Origin of the sequence: Streptomyces sp. NPDC044571 (genome assembly GCF_040647115.1) — a bacterium.
GTDB lineage: Bacteria > Actinomycetota > Actinomycetes > Streptomycetales > Streptomycetaceae > Streptomyces.
In genome coordinates this window covers 1-20,920 of record NZ_JBEZBN010000085.1, presented here as the reverse complement: position 1 = coordinate 20,920, position 20,920 = coordinate 1, and the positions used below count along the sequence as shown (strand labels likewise).

Annotated in this window: 16 protein-coding genes and 1 pseudogene; 3 read left to right on the top strand and 14 right to left on the bottom strand. The window is 73.4% G+C overall.

Going from position 1 to position 20,920, the window contains the following annotated elements:
* Positions 1–97: 97 nt before the first annotated feature.
* Positions 98–1,129 carry a serine/threonine-protein kinase gene (locus AB0B01_RS29055; protein WP_361725346.1) on the bottom strand — a complete coding sequence of 344 codons (1,032 nt, stop codon included), beginning with the start codon at positions 1,127–1,129 and terminating at the stop codon, positions 98–100.
* Between the two features lie 230 nt (positions 1,130–1,359).
* Here AB0B01_RS29055 and AB0B01_RS29050 point away from each other — a divergent pair, with 230 nt between their 5' ends.
* Positions 1,360–1,626, top strand: a complete 267-nt coding sequence (locus AB0B01_RS29050; protein ID WP_361725343.1) for a GlsB/YeaQ/YmgE family stress response membrane protein — start codon at positions 1,360–1,362, stop codon at positions 1,624–1,626.
* Between the two features lie 85 nt (positions 1,627–1,711).
* Here AB0B01_RS29050 and AB0B01_RS29045 read toward each other — a convergent pair whose 3' ends face one another.
* The 6 genes from AB0B01_RS29045 to AB0B01_RS29020 form a co-directional block, all read right to left on the bottom strand.
* Entirely contained in the window at positions 1,712–2,494 is a 783-nt protein-coding gene (locus AB0B01_RS29045; protein ID WP_361725340.1) for a restriction endonuclease, read from the bottom strand.
* A 130-nt stretch (positions 2,495–2,624) separates the two neighbouring features.
* Positions 2,625–3,608: an ABC transporter substrate-binding protein gene (locus tag AB0B01_RS29040; RefSeq protein ID WP_361725337.1), complete on the bottom strand. Its 984-nt coding sequence runs from the start codon at positions 3,606–3,608 to the stop codon at positions 2,625–2,627.
* Between the two features lies 1 nt (position 3,609).
* Positions 3,610–5,742 (bottom strand): ABC transporter permease subunit, encoded by a 2,133-nt coding sequence (locus AB0B01_RS29035; protein WP_361725334.1) that lies wholly within the window; start codon positions 5,740–5,742, stop codon positions 3,610–3,612.
* Positions 5,743–5,794: 52 nt separating this feature from the next.
* Entirely contained in the window at positions 5,795–6,874 is a 1,080-nt protein-coding gene (locus AB0B01_RS29030) for a glycine betaine/L-proline ABC transporter ATP-binding protein (protein WP_361725349.1), read from the bottom strand.
* 11 nt (positions 6,875–6,885) lie between these two features.
* Positions 6,886–8,424 carry a GMC oxidoreductase gene (locus tag AB0B01_RS29025; RefSeq protein WP_361725331.1) on the bottom strand — a complete coding sequence of 513 codons (1,539 nt, stop codon included), beginning with the start codon at positions 8,422–8,424 and terminating at the stop codon, positions 6,886–6,888.
* Between the two features lie 55 nt (positions 8,425–8,479).
* Complete coding sequence (locus AB0B01_RS29020) at positions 8,480–9,964, bottom strand: aldehyde dehydrogenase family protein (RefSeq protein ID WP_361725328.1); 1,485 nt, start codon at positions 9,962–9,964, stop codon at positions 8,480–8,482.
* Positions 9,965–10,466: 502 nt separating this feature from the next.
* Here AB0B01_RS29020 and AB0B01_RS29015 point away from each other — a divergent pair.
* Positions 10,467–11,666 carry a S8 family serine peptidase gene (locus AB0B01_RS29015; protein ID WP_361725325.1) on the top strand — a complete coding sequence of 400 codons (1,200 nt, stop codon included), beginning with the start codon at positions 10,467–10,469 and terminating at the stop codon, positions 11,664–11,666.
* Positions 11,667–11,769: 103 nt separating this feature from the next.
* Here AB0B01_RS29015 and AB0B01_RS29010 read toward each other — a convergent pair whose 3' ends face one another.
* The 6 genes and pseudogenes from AB0B01_RS29010 to AB0B01_RS28985 all read right to left on the bottom strand — a co-directional run bounded on the left by AB0B01_RS29010 (position 11,770) and on the right by AB0B01_RS28985 (position 18,088).
* Positions 11,770–13,164, bottom strand: a complete 1,395-nt coding sequence (locus AB0B01_RS29010) for an NADP-dependent succinic semialdehyde dehydrogenase (RefSeq protein WP_361725322.1) — start codon at positions 13,162–13,164, stop codon at positions 11,770–11,772.
* A 203-nt stretch (positions 13,165–13,367) separates the two neighbouring features.
* Positions 13,368–13,698: pseudogene (locus AB0B01_RS29005) on the bottom strand (diadenosine tetraphosphate hydrolase); the annotation flags it as partial.
* 115 nt (positions 13,699–13,813) lie between these two features.
* Complete coding sequence (locus AB0B01_RS29000) at positions 13,814–14,407, bottom strand: hypothetical protein (RefSeq protein WP_361725319.1); 594 nt, start codon at positions 14,405–14,407, stop codon at positions 13,814–13,816.
* 3 nt (positions 14,408–14,410) lie between these two features.
* Positions 14,411–15,436, bottom strand: coding sequence for an SCO0930 family lipoprotein (locus tag AB0B01_RS28995; protein ID WP_361725316.1), 1,026 nt, complete (start codon positions 15,434–15,436; stop codon positions 14,411–14,413).
* Positions 15,437–15,587: 151 nt separating this feature from the next.
* On the bottom strand, positions 15,588–17,036 hold the full coding sequence (locus AB0B01_RS28990; protein WP_361725313.1) for an NADH-ubiquinone oxidoreductase-F iron-sulfur binding region domain-containing protein: 1,449 nt from the start codon (positions 17,034–17,036) through the stop codon (positions 15,588–15,590).
* Positions 17,033–18,088 carry a hypothetical protein gene (locus tag AB0B01_RS28985; protein ID WP_361725310.1) on the bottom strand — a complete coding sequence of 352 codons (1,056 nt, stop codon included), beginning with the start codon at positions 18,086–18,088 and terminating at the stop codon, positions 17,033–17,035. The genes AB0B01_RS28990 and AB0B01_RS28985 overlap by 4 nt, the downstream gene beginning before the upstream one ends.
* A 443-nt stretch (positions 18,089–18,531) precedes the next feature.
* Here AB0B01_RS28985 and AB0B01_RS28980 point away from each other — a divergent pair, with 443 nt between their 5' ends.
* Positions 18,532–19,872, top strand: coding sequence for a helix-turn-helix domain-containing protein (locus AB0B01_RS28980; protein WP_361725307.1), 1,341 nt, complete (start codon positions 18,532–18,534; stop codon positions 19,870–19,872).
* An 86-nt stretch (positions 19,873–19,958) separates the two neighbouring features.
* On the opposite strand, the gene AB0B01_RS28975 is transcribed toward AB0B01_RS28980, so the two are convergent.
* The gene (locus AB0B01_RS28975; protein WP_361725304.1) at positions 19,959–20,729 is read right to left on the bottom strand and encodes a sigma-70 family RNA polymerase sigma factor; all 771 of its coding nucleotides are present in this window, start codon (positions 20,727–20,729) and stop codon (positions 19,959–19,961) included.
* Between the last annotated feature and the right edge of the window lie 191 nt (positions 20,730–20,920).

Sequence of the window (20,920 nt, the reverse complement as noted above, 5' to 3'; positions counted from 1 at the left end):
CGTCGACGCCTACCTCCGCCGCATCCGCGCCAAGCTGGGCATCAACAACACGGCCGAGCTGACCCGCCTGGCCATCTCCATGGGGCTGTGACACCGACTACGGCCCGCCGGCCGGCCCGCTGAAGACCGGCCGGGCCCAGGCCGGAGGCTCCGGCGGCGGCTGTGACAGCACTGCGGGATCCCCCGACCCCCCTGAAGGCCGGGGATCCGCCACGACCGGCGGATTCCCGGCTTTGCCGCGCCCGCCACCGGTGGCGGCGCGCAGGGCCGCCACGAATTCCAGACAGGAGCCGTAGCGGTCCTCGGGGACCTTCGCCAGGGCCTTGGCCAGCACCTCGTCGGCGGCGGGCGCGATGCCCGGCCGCCTCTCGCTCAGCAGGGGAGGCGGATCGTACTGGTGCGCCCACAGCAGCCGCGTCACGTCCTGGTCCCTCTCGAAGGGCGGACTGCCGGTGAGGCATTCGAACACCACGCAGGCGAGGCTGTAGAGATCGCACCTGCCGTCCACCGGCCGGCCGGAGATCTGTTCCGGCGCCATGTAGTCGAGGGTGCCGACGAACTCGCCCGCAGTGGTGAACCCGGTGAGCGCCAGCGACCTCTTCGTCAGTCCGAAGTCCGTGAGGTAGGCGTATTCCGGGTGGTCGCTGTCCGTGCCGGCGGCAACCAGGATGTTGCCGGGTTTGACGTCCCGGTGCACCAGGTCGTGCTCATGGGCCGCGTCGAGCGCGGACGCCACCTGGGTGACGATGCGGAGGGCGGTCGCGACGGGGAGCGGACCTTCCCGGGCCAGCAGGGCGGCCAGGTCCGGCCCGGAGACGTAGCGCATGGCGATGTACAGGACGCCGTCGGTCTCACCGGCTTCGAAGATCGGCACGATGTGCGGATGGTCGATCTGCGCGGCCACGCGCGATTCGTGGGTGAAGCGGCGCCGGAAGGTCTCGTCGCGGGCGCGCTCCGGGGCGATCAGCTTGAGCGCGACCTTACGGTCCAGGCGCAGGTCCTTCGCACAGTAGACGACGGCCATCCCACCGCGTCCGAGCATGCGCTCGATCCGGTAGCCCGCGATCTGCCGGCCGATCAGGCCGGAGGCCCGGCCCGTTTGCGGGCTCGGGCGCGATGCCGTGCCCATGCCGACCCCGTCCTCGATGGTGACAGGCCGCCTTCCCTACCTGAAAAGTCTAAGCAGTGATCCACACGCGTGCCCGTCGTGGCCGTAGGTCTCTCGGCCTGCGACGCGTACGTGAGGGGTCCCCAGGGCGGGCGGGTTTCCGAGGGCGAGTGTTTAGTGGTCCACGCTCGGGTGAGACGGCTCAAGACGTCACCGCGTGACGGAAAGAAGCCGCTGACCGGAGGGTGCACATGGGTATCGTCGCCTGGATTCTGATCGGCCTGCTGGCCGGAGCCATCGCCAAGGCGCTCACACCGGGTCGGGACCCGGGAGGGTGTCTGCTCACCATCGTGATCGGCATCGTCGGCGGCCTCCTGGGAGGCTGGCTCGGCAAGGTGATCTTCGGCGTCGACTCGATCAAGGGCTTCTTCCACCTCTCGACGTGGATCGCCGCAGTCGTCGGCTCGGTCATCGTCCTGCTGGTCTACCGCCTGATCGCGGGCCGCAGGAGCAGTTGAGCGGGAGTGGAGCGCGTGGGGCGCCCGGCGGGAAGGGCCGGTGGCGGAGGGATCCGCCGCCGGCCCTTCCCGCTGTCTTCCGGCCTTACGCGTCCTGCCGCTCCCAGGGCGCCGGCCCGGTCCCGACGGACCAGTCGAGCAGCGCCTCGCGGCCGAAGCAGAGGATGGCGCACTGGGCGGCGTACTCGGCCGCGGGCTGGGTGAAGTCGCTGGTGGTGACCACGACGGCGAGCTCCGCCCCGTGCACCGCGAAACAGGTGCCGCCGAAGCGCTGCACGTCCTGTGATCCGACCTTGTTCGTGGGGCAGTACCGCTTGCACTGGATGACGAGGACCCTGCCGTCGGGGGTGGTGGCGAGTACGTCGGCGCCGAGGTCCCCCGCGCCGCCGACGACGCGTACGTCCCGGCAGCCGTCCCGCTCGCACAGCGCGGCGACCGCGCTCTCGAACGCGTCGGCGTCGAGCGCGTCGTAGTCGGGCGCGTCGTAGTCGAGCGGGCCGCGGACGTCCCCGTCGCCCGCCTCGGGCCGACCGGCGTCCGGGACCGGAGGCCGGGCCACCACCTCCGTGGTCTCCGCAGCAGCCTCCGCCGCGTCCTGGAGGGTCCTGGCCGCGCGGCGCGCCGCCCGGCGTATCCGCAGGCGCCGCCTGGTCGGGGCGGCGGCGCCCGCGGCCGTGCAGGCCAGGACGGCGGTCAATGCCCCCGCAGGGTGTTCGGCGGCCGCGCCGGCCAGCACCCGTACGGTGAACCCCGCCGCGCACACCGTCAGTGCGAGGAGGGCGAACCACCATGCGGTGACGCGCGTGCTGAACCGGTACCGGCGTCTGCCCGGAGGTACCGGACGTACCGGTCGTGCCGGAACGGTCATCTGGTGCTCCCCCCACCTCGTCAAGATCGTTCCTGACGTGTGCCCCGACGGCCCCCGCTCAAGCGCGGGGGCCGTCCGGAGGGCGTGTGAAGGGCCGTACGGAGAGGCCGTACCGAGGCCGTGCCGGGGATCAGCTCAACCAGGGCCGCCAGACGCGCTCGTTGCGCTCGACCCACTTCCTCGCCGCCTGCTGCGGCGAGAGCTTCTCCTCGGCGATCATCAGGGCCACCTCGTTCTGCTCCGCGGTGGTCCAGCGGAACTTCTTCAGGAAGGCGGCCGCCTTGCCTCCGGACTCGGCGAAGCGCGAGTTCAGGTACTTCTGCAGCGGTGTGTGCGGGTACGCGCAGGCCACCTTCTCCGGGTCGTCCGCGCAGCCCTCGGTGTACTCGGGGAGCTTCACCTCGGTCATCGGGACCCGCTCGAAGAGCCACTGCGGCTTGTACCAGTACGTCAGGAAGGGCTTACCCTCCTTGGCGAACTGCTTGATCTGGGTGATCTGCGCCGCCTCGGAGCCCGCGAAGACGACCTCGAAGTCCAGGCCCAGGTTCTTCACCAGCGCCTTGTCGTTCGTGACGTAGGACGGGGAGCCGTCCATCAGCTGCCCGTTCCCGCGGCTCTCGGCGGTGCGCAGCTGGTCCGCGTACTTGTCGAGGTTCTTCCAGTCGGTGACGTCCGGGTGGGCCTCGGCGAAGTAGGTGGGGACGAACCAGCCGATGTGGCCCGTCACGCCCAAGTCGCCGCCGCGGGTGATCGTCTTCTTGCCCTCGACGTACCGCTTCTCCTGTTCCGGGTGGCCCCAGTCCTCCAGGATCGCGTCGACGCGGCCCTGGCTGAGGGCGTCCCAGGCCGGGACCTCGTCTACCTGGACGGTGTCCACGCGATAGCCCAGCTCGTGTTCGAGGAGGTAGGCGGCGACGGCGGTGTTCGCCTGGGCGCCCACCCAGGACTGGACGGAGAGGGTGACGGTCTTCGCATCGTGCGCGGCGGCGTACGGGGAGGCCTGACGGGTCATGTCGGCCGCTCCGCAGCCGGTGAGAACGGCCAGTCCCGTCGCCGCGGCGAGCAGGACGGCGCCGCGGCGGCCGCGTCTGCGGTGGAAGGGTCGGTTGCGCATCTCAGGCCTCCTTCGCGGGCTGGGTGACGCGGTCGAGCAGCAGGCCGAGGCACACGATCGCGGCGCCGGCCACGAGGCCGGTGGCCAGGTCGCCCTGGGCGAGGCCGAGGACGACGTCGTAGCCGAGCGCGCCGCCGCCGACCAGGCCGCCGATGATGACGACGGCGAGGACCAGGACCACGGCCTGGTTGACGGCGAGGAGCAACGCGGAGCGGGACAGTGGAAGTTGGACCTGCCACAGCTGCTGCGAGCGGGTCGCGCCCAGGGAGCGGGCGGATTCCAGCGCGGCCGGGTCCACCTCCCTCAGGCCCTGCGTGGTGATGCGGACGACGGCGGGCAGCGCGTACACGACCGCGGCGGCCGCGGCCGGTGCGCGGCCGACGCCGAACAGCGCGACCACGGGGATGAGGTAGACGAACTGCGGCAGGGTCTGGCACACGTCGAGCACCGGGCGCAGCAGCCGCTGTGCACGGGCGCTGCGGGCGGCGCCCACCGCGATCGCGAAGCCGAGCACGAGGGTGACGGCGACGGCTGCGAGGACCTGCGAGAGGGTGTCGAGGGAGGCGTCCCACACACCGAGTACCCCGACGGCGGCCAGGGCGAGGACGGCCGTGAGTGCGGTGCGCCAGGTGCCGACGAGCAGCGCGAGGGCCCCGGCCGCCAGCAGGAGCAGCCACCAGGGCGCGCCCTGGAGAACGCTGCGCAGGGGGTCCAGGATCCACCCGGTGAAGCCGGCGGCCCAGTCGGCGCTGCCGCCGACGACGGGCACCCCGGAGTAGAGGTGGGCGGTCATCCAGGCGACCGCCGCGTTCACGGGCTCCGCGATGGACAGGGTCCAGGAGGCGGGCCACAGGGACGTGCCCGCGATGCGGCCGACGAGGCCGACGGCCACCGCCGTCAGGACGGTGAGCAGCCATCCGTACCAGCCGTCGAACACCCGGAGCAGCAGGGGACGTTCGCGTGCGGGGTCGTCGGCGGCGCCGATCCGGTGGCCGGCCGCGTCGGCAGTACGGTCGAGGACCACCGCGAGCAGCACGATGGGGATGCCGGCGGCCAGGGCGGCGCCGACGTCCACGGATGCAAGGGCCTGGTAGACGCGGTCGCCGAGGCCGCCCGCGCCGATCACGGAGGCGATCACGGCCATCGACAGGCCCGTCATGACGGACTGGTTGACGCCCAGCAGGAGGTGGCGGCGGGCGAGCGGCAGCCGGGCGGTCAGCAGCCGCTGGCGCCCCGTGGCACCGAGCGAGGCGGCGGCCTCCAGCACGCCCGCGTCGGCCTCGCGCAGGCCGAGTGCGGTGAGGCGGGCCATCGGCGGGGCGGCGTAGACCACGGTGGCCAGGACGGCGGCGGGTACGCCGATGCCGAAGACCAGCACCATCGGCAGCAGGTACGCGAAGGCCGGCAGGATCTGCATGGCGTCGAGCAGGGGGCGCAGGGCGCGGTCGGTGCGCGGGGAGAGCCCGGCGGCGAGGCCGAGCAGCCCGCCGACGGCCACGGAGGCGGCGACGGCCACGACCATCAGCGCGAGCGTCTGCATGGTCGGCACCCACATGCCGAGCAGCCCGCATGCGGCGAAGGCGGCGGCGCAGGTCAGGGCGAGCCGGAGGCCGGCCAGACGCCAGGCCACCAGGGCGGCCAGCGCGGTGACACCGGTCCAGCCCGCGGCGAGCAGGACGACGTACACGGCCCGGACCGACACCACCACGGCGTTGCTGACGTGCCCGAAGAAGTAGAGGAAGAGCGGGTGGCTGTCGCGGTAGTCGATGATCCAGTCGCCCGCCCGGCCGAGCGGCTCCGACAGGTCGACGGCCAGGGCCGCGGGCCAGCTGCCCGAGGCGGGGAAGGCGACGGCGAGCGGGATCAGCACGGCGGCGGCCACGCAGAGCGGCAGGAGCAGTCCGCGGGCGGCGGGCAGGCCGAACAGGGACAGGGCCCTGCGCGCGCGGCCCGGCGTACCGGTCCGGCTTACGGCGCGGGCCGCCGCGGTGGGGTGGCCCGCGCTGCGGCCCGCGGTGGGCCGGCCGGTTCTGCGACCGGCCGCTGCGGAGCGGTCCCGGTCCCCGGTCCTGCCGGGCGACGGCGGGGCGCTCGGCCGGGAGGGTTCGCGTGCGGGGGCTGTGGCCGCGGTCATCCGTACCACCTCCCGGTGCCGGGGGCGGGGACGGCCGTGCGGGCGGTGCAGGTCATGCCGCCACCTCCCGCCCGGTCGCGGCCGGGAGCCCGGCCACCACGGCGAGCAGTCCGGCCTCGTCGACGACTCCGAGGCACCGGCCGTGGTCGACGACCCGAGCCGGGCCGCCGCTGCGGACGACCGCCTCGATGGCGTCGACCACCGTGGTGGCGGGGGTCAGCGCGGGACCGTGCTCGGCCGCGTCGCCCGTGGCAGGGCGCATCGCGCTGCGTACGGTGAGGACCTGCTCGCGGGGGACGTCGCGGACGAAGTCCCGTACGTAGTCGTCGGCGGGCGAGCCGACGATCTCCTCGGGGGTGCCGAGCTGCACGATGCGGCCGTCGCGCATCAGCGCGATGCGGTCGCCCAGGCGCAGGGCCTCGGCGAGGTCGTGGGTGATGAAGACCATGGTGCGGCCCTCCTCGTGGTGGAGCCGGGCGACCTCGTCCTGCATCTCTCGCCGGATGAGCGGGTCGAGGGCGCTGAACGGCTCGTCGAAGAGGAGCACTTCGGGGTCGGCGGCGAGAGCCCGGGCGAGCCCCACGCGCTGCTGCTGACCGCCCGAGAGCTGGCCGGGGCGGCGGTCCTCAAGTCCGTCGAGGCCGACCTTCGCGACCATCTCGGCCGCCCTCTCCCGACGGTCGGCGCGGCTGACGCCCTGGATTTCCAGGCCGTAGGCGACGTTGTCCAGGACGCTGCGGTGCGGGAGCAGACCGAAGTGCTGGAAGACCATGGCGGCGCGGTGGCGGCGCAGGTCGCGCAGGCGGGCGGCGTCCATGGCGAGGACGTCCTCGCCGTCGAGTGCGAGGGTCCCGGCCGTGGGCTCGATCAGACGCGTGAGACACCGTACGAGGGTGGACTTGCCCGAGCCGGACAGGCCCATCACGACGAAGACCTCGCCCTTGCGGACGTCGAAGGTGACGTCGCGGACGGCCGCCGTGCAGCCGGTGCGCTCGCGCAGTTCCGCGGCGGGCAGCGAGGCGTTCGCGGAGCCGGGGACCTTGGCGGCCTCGCCCTTGGGGCCGAAGACCTTCCAGAGGCCCTCCACCGAGAAGACGGGCGCGTCGGCGGGCGTGCGGGGGGTGGTGGTCATGGTGCGGGTGTTCACCGGGTACCGCCTTCCATGGCCAGCAGTTCGGCGGCCTTCTCGCCCACCATGAGGACTCCGATCATCGGGTTGACCGCGGGCATCGTCGGGAAGACCGAGGCGTCCGCGATCCGGATGCCGTCGAGGCCGCGCACCTTGAGGTCCGGTCCCACGACGGCGGAGGGGTCGTCGTGGGCGCCCATCTTGCAGGTGCCCGCCGGGTGGTAGACGGTGTGGGCGACCGAGCGGGCGTACGCACTCAGCGCCTCGTCGTCGGTGATCTCCGGCCCGGGACAGACCTCCCGCTTCAGCCATCCGGCCAGCGGTTCGGTCGCGGCGATCTCGCGGGCGAGCTTGATGCCGTCCACGAGGGTGCGGCCGTCGTAGTCCTCCTCGTCCGTGAAGTAGCGGAAGTCGAGGGCGGGTTTGGCCTCGGGGTCCGCACTGGTCAGGTAGAGGCGGCCGCGGCTGCGGGGCTTGGGGATGTTGGGGGTCATCGACACCCCGTGCGCGGGGCGTTCGTAGCCGATGCGCTCCGGGTTGTCGGTGAAGGGGACCTGGTAGAAGTGGAACATCAGGTCGGGGCCCGGGGAGTCGGGGTCGCGCCGCACGAAGAGGCCGGCGTCGCTGTCCATGGCCGAGTTCTCGGGGATCGGGCCGTCGGTCTCCCAGACGATCACCGACTCCGGGTGGTCGAGGAGGTTCTCGCCCACTCCGGGCAGATCGTGCACCGGCGGGATGCCGAGGGCCTCCAGGTCGGCGCGCGGGCCTATGCCGGAGTGCAGCAGCAGCCGCGGGGTGTCCACGGCACCCGCGCACACGAGCACCTCCCGGCGTGCGGTGATCAGCGATTCCGCGCCGTCCTTGTCCCGTACGTGCACACCGCGCGCCCGAGTGCCGTCGAGTTCGAGGCGGTACGCCCAGGTCTCCAGGAAGATGCGGAGGTTGGGGCGGTCGTCCATCACGGGGTGGAGGTAGGCCACCGACGCGGAGGAGCGCTTGTTGTCCTCCGGGTGGTAGGCGAGGTCGAAGAAGCCGGCGCCCTCGTGGAACGGCTTGCGGTTGAAGCCCTCGACGAGCGGTACGTCCAGGGCCGCCCGGGCGGCGTCGACGAAGTCGCGGGCGATGGCGTTGCGGTCCTTCTCGGCCACCGGGACGATGTTGTTGAGGAGCTTGTCGAAGTACGGGTCCATGGCGGCCGCGTGCCAGCCCTCGGCGCCGGCCTGCGACCACTCGTCCCAGTCGGAGGGCAGCGGCTTGAAGGCGATGAGGGTGTTGTGCGAGGAGCAGCCGCCGAGGACGCGGGCGCGGCTGTGGCGGATGTGGGAGTTTCCGCGGGGCTGCTCGGTGGTGGGGTAGTCGTAGTCGAGTTCCCCGCCGAGCAGGCCCATCCAGCGGCGCAGGGTGAGCACGTCGGGCCGGTCGACGTCGCTGGGGCCGCCCTCGATGACGGCGACGGTGGTGCCGGGGTCCTCGGTGAGGCGGGAGGCGATGACCGAGCCGGCGGTTCCGCCGCCGACGACCACGTAGTCGTACTCCTGGACCGGTGCGGCCACGACGTCCGTGTGCGTGGAAGTGTTCGGGTGCGTGGTGATGGTTCTCCTCCTCCTTTCAGCCCGCGAACCAGCGCACGGGGCGCGGAGCGAGGTTCTGGTACACGTGCTTGGTCTCGCGGTACTCGGCCAGGCCCGCCGGGCCCAGTTCGCGTCCGATGCCGGACTTGCCGAAACCGCCCCACTCCGCCTGCGGCAGGTAGGGGTGGAAGTCGTTGATCCAGACGGTGCCGTGGCGCAGCCGGCCGGCCACGCGGCGGGCGCGGCCCTGGTCGGCGGTCCACACCGCGCCGGCGAGCCCGTACTCGGTGTCGTTGGCGAGCGCGACGGCCTCGTCCTCGGTACGGAAGGTCTCGACGGTCAGGACCGGCCCGAAGACCTCCTCCCGCACGACGCGCATCCCCCGGTGGCAGCCGTCCAGGACGGTCGGCCGGTAGAAGTAGCCGGGCCCGTCCGGCCGGGTGCCGCCGGACCGCAGTACCGCGCCCTCGGCGAGTGCCGAGTCCACGTACTCCTGCGTCCGCGCGAGCTGGGCCGCGGAGACCAGGGGGCCGCACTCGACGCCCGGGTCGGTGCCGCGGCCGAGGCGGATCCGGTCGGCCCGGCGGGCGAGCTCGGCGACGAAGCGCTCCGCGAGGCGGTCCTCGACGATGAGGCGGGAGCCGGCGGAGCACACCTGGCCGCTGTGCATGAAGGCGGCGTTGAGGGCCTGGTCGACGGCGGTGTCGAAGTCTTCCTCGGTGTCGCAGGCGTCGGCGAAGACGACGTTCGGGTTCTTGCCGCCGAGTTCGAGGGCGACCTTCTTGACGGAGTCGGCCGCGGCACGCATGACCTTCGTGCCGCTGGCCAGGCCGCCGGTGAAGGAGACGAGGTCCACGTCGGGGTGGGCGGACAGCCGGGCGCCCACGGGGTCGCCCGCGCCGGTCACCAGGTTGGCGACGCCGGCCGGCAGGCCGGCCTCCGCCAGCAGGCCGATGAGCGCCACCGTGGAGAGCGGGGTGATCTCGCTCGGCTTGAGGACGAAGGTGTTGCCCGCGGCGAGGGCCGGGGCGATCTTCCAGCTGGCCTGGAGCAGCGGGTAGTTCCACGGGGTGATCAGGGCGCAGACACCGACCGGTTCGTGGACGACGACGCTGTGGATGTCGGGGGACCCGGCGTCGACCACGCGTCCCGCGCTCTCGCCGGTGACCAGGTCGGCGAAGTAGCGGAAGGCGTCTGTGACGCAGTCCACGTCCACGCGGCCCTCTTCGAGGGTCTTGCCCGCGTCCCGGCTCTCCAGCAGCGCGATGTGCTCGCGGTCACGCTGGAGGAGCTCGGCGGTCCGGCGCAGCAGGGCGGCACGCTCGGCGACCGGGGTCTGCGGCCACTCGCCGCCGTCGAAGGCCGCCCGGGCGGCGCTGACGGCGGCATCGGTGTCCGCGGTGCCACCCTCGGCGACGACGGCCAGGACGGTGGCGTCCGCCGGGTCCAGGACCTCGCGGGTGGCTCCTGAGACCGCGGACCGCCAGGTCCCCGCTATGTGGATGGTGTTCTGCTCCGACACGACGCGCTGTACCTCCGCTTCCGGCGCCGCGGCTCACCCGCGGCGTCATTGCATTCGGCGCGCTTGCCCCATCCCTCGGCACGCATGCCCCATCCGTCACTGGAAGTGACGGGAGTCACGCCGCGTGAAGGCGCTTCCGCCCGTCGTGCGGGGGCCGTCGTGCGGGGGTGCGCGGATGGCCGGGCGGGCGGGAGGCGGCGCGGGCGGCCGAGTGCCGAGCGGCCCGGACTCGGCCCCGACGCCCCCCTGCGCACGGCGTCAACCCTGCCGAAGTGGCCTGGGTCGCCGCGCAGTTGACCGAGCACGCGATGAACGTGATGCATTCGTGCGGGAGTTCGGGCGAACATGTGTGCATGGTGAAGGCAATGCGGGGGGCCTTTTGAGAAACCTTGTTGAATAACCCCTGAGGGCCGAGGCCGCCTTGATTTGCGCCTGTCAATCGGAACAGGGTTCTCCAGAAGGTTTGACGCCCCACACGTCACCGACGAGGAGAACCCTCTACATGGCAACTCACAAGCGCACGCGCGGATTTCGGTATGCGGCAGTGGCGACGGGAGCCGCCACCGCGGCTGCTGTGGCCCTGCTCGCCACCCCCCTGGCGGGGGCGGCGACACCGGCCGAAGGCACGGTGTACGGACTCGGCGCGCCCGGCGCGATCAGCGGCAGCTACGTCGTCATACTCGACGCCTCCGCGGACAAGGGGAAGCTCGCCCACAAGTACGGTGGCGAACTGCAACGCACCTACAGCTCCGGGGTCAACGGCTTCTCGGCCTCGGGCTTGAGCGAAACGGAGGCCAAGCGGCTCGCGGCGGACCCGGCCGTCGGCAAGGTCGTGCAGAACAAGAAGTTCACGATCAACGCCACTCAGGACAACCCGCCCTCATGGGGACTGGACCGGATCGACCAGACCGCGAAGAGCGGGGACAAGAAGTACACCTACCCGGACAGCGCCGGTGAAGGGGTGACGGCGTACGTCATCGACACCGGCATCCGGGTGACCCACAAGGACTTCGGCGGCCGCGCCACGCACGGCTTCGACGCGGTGGACAACGACGACAGCGCAGACGACGGCAACGGCCACGGCACGCACGTGGCCGGCACCATCGCCGGCACCGGCCACGGCGTGGCCAAGAAGGCGAAGCTGGTCGCGGTGCGGGTGCTGGACGACAACGGCTCCGGCACCACCGAGCAGGTCGTCGCCGGGATCGACTGGGTCACCCAGCACCACTCCGGCCCCTCGGTGGCCAACATGAGCCTGGGAGGCGGCGCCGACGAGGCGCTGGACGAGGCGGTGCGCCGGGCCATCGCCTCGGGCGTCACCTTCGCCGTCGCGGCGGGCAACGAGTCGAGCGACGCCGGGAAGGGCTCCCCCGCCCGCGTTCCGGAGGCGATCACCGTGGCGTCGAGCACCGTCGACGACGCGCAGTCCTCGTTCTCCAACTTCGGCTCCGTGGTGGACCTGTACGCGCCGGGCTCGGACATCACCTCCGACTGGAATGACAGCGACACCGGCACCAAGACCATCTCGGGCACCTCGATGGCCACCCCGCACGTGACGGGCACCGCGGCCGTGTACCTGGCCGGGCACCCGTCCGCCACACCGGCCCAGGCGGCCGCGGCCCTGGCCGGGGCCGCGACCAGCGGGGCGGTGACCAACCCGTCCACGGGCACGGTGAACAAGCTGCTGAAGGTGGCCCCGTAACAGCTGCGGAACCACTGCGGAGCGGCCCTGCCCTCCGCCGCCCCCACCAGGGGCGCGCGGAGGGCAGGGCCGCTCCGCACGCGGGCGCGGGCGCGCGGGTGATTCAGTCGGCGGACTGCCAGACCGTGGTGACGTTGCAGAACTCGCGGATGCCGTGGCCCGAGAGTTCGCGGCCGTAGCCGGAGCGCTTCACACCGCCGAAGGGGAGGGCGGGGTGGGAGGCCGTCATGCCGTTGATGTAGATGCCGCCCGCCTCAAGGTCGCGGACGAAGCGGGCGATGTCCTCGTCGTTGCGCGTCCACACGTTGGAGCTCAGACCGAAGGGCGTGTGGTTGGCGCGGTGCACGGCCTCGTCGAGGTCCTCCACCCGGTAGAGCGTCGCGACCGGGCCGAAGGTCTCCTCCTGGTCGATGCGCATGTCCGCCGAGATGTCGGCGAGGACGGTCGGCTCGTAGAACCAGCCCCGCGGGTGGTCGGGGGGCCGGCGGGCCCCGCACAGGACCGCCGCCCCGCGGCTGACGGCGTCCTCGACCAGTTCCTCCAGGTCGGCGCGGCCCTTCTCGGTGGCGAGCGGGCCGACGTCGGTGGACTCGTGCATCGGGTCGCCGACGCTGAGCGCCTTCATGCCGGCGGTGAAGCGTTCCGCGAAGGCGTCGTACACGTCCGCGTGGACGATGAACCGCTTCGCGGCGATGCAGGACTGGCCGTTGTTCTGGACCCGTGCGGTGACGGCCGTCCGGGCGGCCCGGTCGAGGTCGGCGGAGGGCATCACGATGTACGGGTCGCTGCCGCCCAGCTCAAGGACCGTCTTCTTGACCTCGTCGCCCGCGACCGAGGCGACCGAGCGCCCGGCGGGCTCGCTGCCCGTCAGGGTCGCCGCGGCGACGCGCGGGTCGCGCAGGACCGCCTCGACGGCACGGGAACCGATCAGGAGGGTCTGGAAACAGCCGTGCGGGTAGCCGGCCCGTTCGAAGAGTTCACCCAGGTAGAGGGCCGTCTGGGGGACGTTGGAGGCGTGCTTGAGCAGACCGGTGTTGCCGGCCATCAGCGCGGGCGCGGCGAACCGTACGACCTGCCAGAGGGGGAAGTTCCACGGCATGACGGCGAGGACCACGCCCAGCGGCCGGTAGTGCGTCCGGACGGCCGAGGCGCCGCTGTCACGGACATCGGCGTCGGCCGGGTGCTCGTCGCGGAGCAGGGACTCGGCATGGGCGGCGTACCAGCGCATGGCCTTCACGCATTTGGCCGCCTCGGCGCGGGCCGCACCCAGGGGTTTCCCCATCTCGGTGGTCATGGTGCGGGCGATGTCCTCCGTCTCCGCCTCCAGGAGCGCCGCGGCGCGCGTCAGGAGCCCGGCCCGTTCGGCGAAGCCGGTCGTGCGGTAGGAGGCGAAGGCCCGGGCGGCATCGGCGATGCGCCGTTCCGTGTCCTCTGGGCTCAGTTCATCGAAGGTACGTACGGTTTCACCTGTCGCAGGGTTCACCGTGGCAATGGACATGCTCGCCTCCAGAATCGACCGCCGTCCCCCCGACCCTCCCCCCTCCCCCGGCCCCCCGCAACGCGTCCGGAGCCGGCGGGCCGGGGGCCGGGCCCGGTCGCCGTAACCGCCCGGACCCCGCCGTCATGCTCGGGTGCCGGTCCAGGCCCCCCCCTTGCGGTCTGCCCGCCGTCAGTCCGCCGCGCGCAAGCCGTCCAGCCAGTCCAATCGGGCCATACGTGCGCGTGCGGGAAGCCGTCGGTGTTCCCCAGGATCTCCAGATTGACCCGGCGGAAGGCCGGGTCCGTGCGGCGGGACACTCGCTCGACCGCCTCTCCGAGCCGGTCCATGTCGGAGAGGCACGAGAGCCGCTTGGCCCGGGGCAGGTCCGACAGTCTCTCCACCGCGGGGTCGTCCACCAGGAGCACCGAAGTATCCCGGCAGGAACTGGACGTCACCGATCACTGCGAACCCTGCGTCCAAGCGCCTGAGCACGCACGGGTTTTCACCGCGCAGCGCACTCCCGATCCGGTCCGTCCGCCAGTCGTCAGCCATGGACGGAAACTACCCGATCGCGATCCGTCGGCTCGCCAGGAGCACCTGAGGGCCCCGGCGCGGCAGCCGCAGGGGGGCTGCCGCACTCACGGGGCCCAAGGGCGGTGCGTTCCCGTCACCCCGAGGGGGCGGAGCCGTGCGAGGAGCCGTGGGAGGGCGCGGGCGCGGGGCCGGGCGGGGAAGCGGGCACGGAAGCAGGCGCCGAGGCGGGCGGGGAAGCGGGCGCGGAGCCGTGCTCCGCACCGTGCGCCGAGCCGTGGGTGGAGCCCGTCGCCAGGGTCCCGCCGAGGCGGCCCTGGACGGCGCTCAGGGCTTGGGCCGACGGGCCGGTGACGACCCAGCGGGTGCCGACCAGGTAGGTGCCGCCGTACATCATGGCTTCGTCCAGCCAGGCACGCTGGCCCTGGTCGGCCGCGAAGGTGGCCATGCGGAACGCCTCCTGGCCCGCCCCGCACGCCCCTTCCCGGAGTTCCTCCGCGTCGACCGTGATCTCGGGTGTGCAGCCGAGCGCGGCGGCGAGTTCCTGGAGGCCGGCGGGCCGGCCGGTCGGGGCCGCAGCCGCGGCCGGGGCCTGCGACGCACGTGCGGCGTGTGCACCGTCGGCGCCGTGCCCGGTGGAGGCACAGCCGCCGCACACGAGCGTCGCCAGCAGCACGGCGGCCGCGGTGGCCACGGTGGCCGTGGCGGGGCTGCGGGGTGAGGGCCGCACGGCTCAGCCGGCCTTCGCCGGTACCTTCTTGCCCGCGGCGGTGACCGCGAACCAGAGGCCCTGCTTGTTGTGTCCGTTCGTCTGGCCCGGTTCGGTGTCGCCGGTGAACAGATAGACGGGCCAGCAGTCGATCGTCAACTGCTCCGTTCCGTCCGGCCGCTTGACCGATCCCACCAGTGCGGCGGGTATTCCGGACGTCTTCTCCTTGTCCACCGGCGCCGCCGGTTTCCAGGTGTCCAGGCAGGCCCCGACACAGCCGAATTTCATGGGCCAGGCACTGTCCTTGTCGAATCGGTAGAGCGTGCGCCACTGACCGTCCACGAGGATCTTTCCGAGTTTCTCGTTGTCCGCCACGGAAAGCTCGGTCCCGGAGTTTCCGGACCCGCCCGCACCCATGCCCATGCCCCCGCCCCCGCCCTTCTGGGCGATGGCCTTCTTCCCGTCGGACGCCAGCGCGTGCCAGGTCCCCCCGACGCCCTCGCCCTTCGCCTCGCCCGCCTTGGTGTCCTTGGCGTAGCGGTACACGGGCCACCCCCCGAGGGTCAGCTGCTTGCTGCCGTCGGAGCGGGCGACCGAGCCGAGGAGGCCGGCGTCGATGCCGCCGGAGGCCGAGGCGTCGTCCGCCGGGACCGGCGGCCAAGCCGTGGCGCAGTCACCGTCGCAGGTGGCCTTGGGGGGCTGGGCGGTGTCCTTGTCGAAGCGGTAGAGGGTCATCCCGGCGCTGTCGGTGACCACGCTGCCGACCTCCGCGATCTCGCGCACCGACAGCTGGCCGGCCTTCGCACCGCCCGCACCGCCCGCGGCCGCGTCGGCCGACCCGTCCGCGGAGCCGTATCCCGATCCGGAACCCAGCGCGGAACCGGAGCCCGAACCGTAACCGGAGTCATACGCGTTTCCGAGGTTTTTCCCGGCTCCGGCCGGCTGGACGGAATTCGCCGACTTGGAGGTGTCCGAACCGCTTCCGCATCCGGCCGCCAGCAGCAGAACCGCCACCACTGATCCGGCTGTCGTCACTCGACGGTGCTTCATCTTCACGATCACTCCTTCGGGTTCAGCCCGGTGATTACGTCCACCGGGTTATTCATAAGGCCAGACGACCCTGCCGAATTCGGATTCCCGGGAATTTGTCAGATCGCGCCAAAGGGTGAACTCGACCCGACCTCCTCCGTTTACCGCGAGCTCATTCCTGAATGCGCAGCGCGAGCGCGGGGCAGCGGCGCACCGCGCGCAGCGCCTTCGGGCGCAGCCGTCCGGGCACCGGCATCACGGCCTCGGCCGGGTAGCCGTCGGCGTCCAGCCGGACGATGTCGGGCAGCAGGTCCACGCACAGTCCGTGGCCCTTGCACAGCGTCCAGTCCACGACGAGCCGCTCGGGGTTATCGTCGGCGGGCAGGGGCAGGGCGCCCAGGACCCGCCGTCCGCAGCCGCTGCCGAGGGCGTGGTCGCGGAGCTCCTCGGGAAACACGGCGAGCGCGGAGGCCACGAAGGAGGCGGTGCCGTCGGGGTGGCTGCACGCGCCGCGGCGCCGCACGGAGCGCATCCGCGCCTCCACCGCCTCCAGAGCCGCCCGCCCTCCGCCGCCCACGAGGTCCTCCACGACCCCGGCGAGCGAGGGAAGCCCTCTGACGCAGGGGCCGCACTGTCCGGCGGATTCCTCCGCCATCCAGCGGGTCACCCGGGCGATCTCACCGGCCGGGCACGTGTCCTCGGGCAGCGGCAGCACGGCGCCCGCGCCCAGGACGGCGTCGGCCGAGGCCAGCGACTGCCGTGACAGCAGCACCGAGCGGGCCGCCGCCGGGCCCAGCCACCGGCCGTGGTAGCCGCCGACCAGGACCCCCTGGCCGGGGCCGGCCCCGCACAGGTCCAGGACGTACGCCAGCGAGGTCCCGGCGGGCACTTCCACGACCGTGGATCCACCGACGGTCAGCAGGATCGTGCCCGGCTCGGTCGGCAGGCCGGCCATCCGGTAGCCGGGGGCGCCGAGCCGGGCGGCGACGGCGAGTTGGGCGTACGTCTCGGTGTTGGAGAGCAGGGTCGGCAGCCCGCCGAGGCCCCGTTCGCTGGTCCGCACCTTCTGCCCGGACGGGAGCGCCGGGCCGCCCTCCAGGCCGCGTACCAGCGCCGTCCCCTCCCCCGTGACGAAACGCTCGGGAAGTCTGACGACGCGGACCCGGCTGCCGGCCGGGCCGCGTTCGGCCACGGCGGCGCGCAGCGACCCCTCCACGTCCTCCCGGGTGACGCCGACGACGACGTCCTCGGCTCCGAGCGCGGCCGCCGCCAGCAGGGCTCCGTCGAGCACCAGGTGCGGGGCGTGCAGCAGCATGGCGGTGTCCTTGAGGCAACTCGGCTCGCCCTCGCTGCCGTTGACGACGACGGCGGTGCGCCCGTCGCGGCCTCGGGCGGAGCGCATGACGGCCCGCAGCTTGCGGGCGAACGGGAAGCCCGCTCCCCCGCGGCCCCGCAGGTCGATCGCCTCCGCGAGCTCCACCAGGGCGTCCGGATCGTACGAGGGCAACGGGCCGTGCACCGCCAGGTGCCCGGCCCGGTCGAGCCGTTCGGCGACGTCGAGTCCCGCGAGCAGCCGGGGCTGGCCCACGCAGCCGAGGGCCGGGTGCGCAACACCGGTCACTGCCGCCCCCGTACCCCGCCGAGCGGCTCGGGCCGGTCGGCGCCGGCGCCGAGGCTGCTGGATATGAACACCGCCTGGTACGCCGGCCGTTCGGCGACCAGCGCCGGGGCCGGCACCTGGGGCGCCGGCGCCGCGAGCGGTTCCTGGCCGGCGGAGCGGCGGTCCGACTGCCGCGCCAGGCGGGCGGTCAGGCGCTCGGCGGCCCACTCCGCGGGCTGCCGGACGAACTGCTGCGGGGGCCGGGGTCGCCGCGCGGGCGGGGCCGGCGCGGCGGGGGCGGCGGACGGCGGCGCGGCCGCGGGCCGGGCGGGAGCGGAACGCAGCCTCGACCGCAGGCGTACGGCGAGCACGGCTGCCACCCCGACCAGGCAGAGGGCGTAGGCCACGGTCACCCAACCACTGGCGGCGCGGCCGGACTTCAGGCCGTGCACCAGGGAGGCCCCCCAGGCCGGATACGCCCCCACGTGCAGGGCCCGCCACCACAGGGAGCGGCCCTTGGTGGCAAAGGCGCTGCGCACCGCGCCCGAGACCGCCACGGAGACGAAGAGGTATCCGGCCAGGGTGCCGAGCCCGATCAGGAAGGGGCGGTCCCGGTCGGTGAACGGCACGAGGACGGACGCGGGTCCGGTGTGCGCCTCGGCGACCTTCACCCAGACGTGCAGGACGAGGAAGCCCAGTCCGGCGACGGCGAGGCCGCGGTGCGCGCCTTGGGCGACGAGCCGGTGTCCCGAGCTGAGCAGCGTACGGTCGGTGGCCGCCAGCCCCCACAGGACGGCGGAGGTGAGCGAGACGAGCGAGAGCACGCCCGCCCCGAAGTCGAGGAAGTCCCACAGGTGCGTGAGGGCGCCCGCCCGGGCGGCCACGGCCACCGCGAGGAGGGCGGCGAGGGCGGCGACGGCCAGGGCGGCGGGGTGCAGGCCCCCGGCGGCCGACAGCAGGGGCGGCCGCCGTACCGCCCGTCGGCCTGCGGCCGCCGCTGCGGCCGCGCCGGCGTGGCGTCTGGTGCGGCGGGCCCGGTGAGAGCGGGGCGCACGGGTCTGGGACAGGGGCATCGAGTTCTCCCATACGCCCAGGCCCGAGGCACTCCACCGCACTCGGCGCCCGGGGTAGTCGACGGAACTGCTCCGCGGTGGGCGGGAGATGGGTGCCTCGCCGACCGGGAGCGGGGGCCGGAGTGCAGAAGCATCGTGGAGCCACGCAACGCCTCCACAGTATTTATCGAATCGTGACAAGTTCTTGCGCGCGTGGCATCGTCATCCCGAACGTCCGCGGAAGATTCCCTTCCAACGGTGCGGTGGCTGCCCGGGGTGACGCCTTGTCCGCCGCCACACCTGCCCCGCGGCAAAAACGAGGCAAAGCCGCGGGACCGCAAGTGGATGGCACTCTCCTGGAGGGTGTACGAGGTGCTCAACTCCCGTTCGGCATAGGCGCCGACCAGGGAGGGAGGCGGCTCGACAGGCCTGCCACCCTTCCACGGGGCAGGCCGTACCCCGGCATGAACGAGGTAACAATGTGCGAACTGCTGAACCGCATCTGGGCCCGCCCCCGCGGCGAATGGACCCGGGTGCTGCGAAGGGAACTGCCCGCGCTGGCCGCCGGGATGGTGGAGGAGATGAGGGAGGAGATCCCCGGGTTCTCCGGCCTGGTCGACGAACTCGACGCGGAGGTGGTCAGACAGCGGGTGGAGGCGGCCCTGCTCACCGCCCTCGGTTATCGCGAACCGGCGCCGCGGCAGCAGGACCCGCCGACAGCGCACCCGTCCACTCCGCCACCGGCGCCGGCACCCGTGCCGGCCCCGGTCCCCGCCGGGGCCGCGGGCGAGGGTCCCGCGACGGGCAGGGGACCCGGTGCCTGCGAGCGCCCGGGTTCCTTCCAGGGCCCGGATCCGTACGAGGGAACCGGTTCCTTCCGCAGCCCGGATTCCGCCGAGGGCCCCTCCGCCGAACACCACGGCCGCAGCGAACCGGCGGTGTGCGAACCGGCCCGCCGACGCAGCACGGCTCCGCTGACGGTGGTGCCTCCCGAGGGACTCGGCGCCCCGCCCGAACGGGCGCGCCGCGAGCTCTTCTCCGCCCTCACAAGTGACATGCCCATGGCTGAAATGGCCCTCACCGAACTGGCCGGCGCGGCAGGCTGGCCCCTCCCCTCCGAGATACGCGCCATCGCGATGGCCACGCCCGGCGAGACGCAGCAGCTCGCCGCCGTACTGGACGACGGCTTGGCGGGCATGGTCGGCGCCCAGCCCTGCCTGCTCGTCCCCAGCCCCGATCCGGACACGCGCACCGCCCTGGAGGCACTGCTGCGCGGGCGGTTCGCCGCCGTCGGCCACCCCGTCGCCCCGCGGGACACCGCTTCCTCCCTGCGGTGGGCCCTGCGCCTGCTGGCCCTGACCCCCAACCGCGCGGGCATGGACGCGCGGCCCCTCTTCGTCGACGACCACCTCTCGACCCTGCTCCTCCTCCAGGACGAACCCCTGGCGCACGCGCTGGCCGCGCGCTGGCTGCGCCCCCTGGCCGACCTCACCCCCCGCCAGAGCGAACGGCTCGAAGTGACCCTCCTCGCCTGGCTGGAGGGCGGCGGCGCCCCCGAGGCCGCGAAGGCACTGAGCGTGCACCCCCAGACGGTCCGCTACCGGATGCGCCAGCTGGAGAAGCTCTTCGGACCCGGACTCCGCGACCCCCGTACCCGCTTCGAACTGGAGCTCGCCCTGCGCAGCCGCCGCCTGATGGCCCAGGTGCGGCGCCAGCACTCACGGGCGGGCCGCAAGGTGCGGGCCGCCGCCACCGAATTCCGGCCACTGGGCGTGGGCCGCATGGCCCGCGTCAACGGCCTCTGACCCCAGCCTGCTCGACCGACAGACGGCCCCGGCCCCTTCCCGCGCACGCGGTGCGAAGGGACCGGGGCCGCCGCACGTGTACGCCGTCAGCGGTCCACGATTACGGAGGGAGCCCCCGCGCGCAGCGCGGCGTTGAGGTCGAGCAGCTCGGCGTGGGCACGGGAGCAGGAGCCGCAGAGGGCCAGATGGCGGGCCAGGCCGCGGCCGCGCAGGGCGCCCCGGCGGCGGACCGCCGCGCCGAGCACGCCGGCGTAGTGGCGGCAGCGGGGGTCGGCCGCCGTGTCGACATGGGCACGCAGGTACGCCTCGCGCAGTCCCTCCCGGGCGCGGAAGGCCAGGGAGGTCACCGCGCTCGGCGTGATGCCCAGCAGCAGCGGGACGGGATGCGGGCAGTCGTCCTCGACCAGGGTGTGCCACAGGACGGCCTTCCAGCGCTCGGGCAGGGTGTGGAAGGACCGGGCGACGAGCCTGCGGTCCTCGCTGTCCAGCAGCCTGCGCTGCGGTTCGTCCCCGCTCGGCGCGGGAAAGCACCACGCCTCGACGTCGGGGGTCAGGACGGTCCGTCCGGCCCCCGCCCGCCATTCGACGGCCGTGTGCCGGACCACTGCCAGCAGGTACGGGCGCCAGCGCTCCCGGGGTCCGGCCCCGTGACGGACGGCCTGGAGGGTCCGGATGAAGGCTTCCGAGACCAGGTCCTCGGCCTCGTGCGGGGCGCGGCGGCAGCAGCTCCGCGCGAAGGCGAGGGCGGCGCCGCTGTGCCGCCGGTACAGGGTGTCGCAGGCGTCCGGGGCCTGCACACCGGCCGCGTACGCCTCGCGCAGCTGCCGGATGAGTTCCCGGTCGCAGGGCTCGGCCATGGCGCTCCTCTGGTGTTCCGGGGCGACGCGCGCACCGTCGCCGACGGACCTGCGGGCCCGCGGGGCGGCGGTGCCTGCGGGCCCGCGGGGCGGCGGGCCCGTCGGCGCTCGTGGCCACGACCGCGACGGGCAGGGCGCCCAGCCATCCCCCCGCGTCCCGGGCCGCGCTCGTGGTCACGTCATCGAAGGGC

What these genes read in the sequence shown, in the direction of transcription:
- AB0B01_RS29055 (WP_361725346.1), bottom strand. Translation starts at nt 1,129, where the DNA reads ATGGGCACGGCATCGCGCCCGAGCCCGCAAACGGGCCGGGCCTCCGGC.
- AB0B01_RS29050 (WP_361725343.1), top strand. Translation starts at nt 1,360, where the DNA reads ATGGGTATCGTCGCCTGGATTCTGATCGGCCTGCTGGCCGGAGCCATC.
- AB0B01_RS29045 (WP_361725340.1), bottom strand. Translation starts at nt 2,494, where the DNA reads ATGACCGTTCCGGCACGACCGGTACGTCCGGTACCTCCGGGCAGACGC.
- AB0B01_RS29040 (WP_361725337.1), bottom strand. Translation starts at nt 3,608, where the DNA reads ATGCGCAACCGACCCTTCCACCGCAGACGCGGCCGCCGCGGCGCCGTC.
- AB0B01_RS29035 (WP_361725334.1), bottom strand. Translation starts at nt 5,742, where the DNA reads ATGACCGCGGCCACAGCCCCCGCACGCGAACCCTCCCGGCCGAGCGCC.
- AB0B01_RS29030 (WP_361725349.1), bottom strand. Translation starts at nt 6,874, where the DNA reads ATGACCACCACCCCCCGCACGCCCGCCGACGCGCCCGTCTTCTCGGTG.
- AB0B01_RS29015 (WP_361725325.1), top strand. Translation starts at nt 10,467, where the DNA reads ATGGCAACTCACAAGCGCACGCGCGGATTTCGGTATGCGGCAGTGGCG.
- AB0B01_RS29010 (WP_361725322.1), bottom strand. Translation starts at nt 13,164, where the DNA reads ATGTCCATTGCCACGGTGAACCCTGCGACAGGTGAAACCGTACGTACC.
- AB0B01_RS28995 (WP_361725316.1), bottom strand. Translation starts at nt 15,436, where the DNA reads ATGAAGCACCGTCGAGTGACGACAGCCGGATCAGTGGTGGCGGTTCTG.
- AB0B01_RS28985 (WP_361725310.1), bottom strand. Translation starts at nt 18,088, where the DNA reads ATGCCCCTGTCCCAGACCCGTGCGCCCCGCTCTCACCGGGCCCGCCGC.
- AB0B01_RS28980 (WP_361725307.1), top strand. Translation starts at nt 18,532, where the DNA reads ATGAACGAGGTAACAATGTGCGAACTGCTGAACCGCATCTGGGCCCGC.
- AB0B01_RS28975 (WP_361725304.1), bottom strand. Translation starts at nt 20,729, where the DNA reads ATGGCCGAGCCCTGCGACCGGGAACTCATCCGGCAGCTGCGCGAGGCG.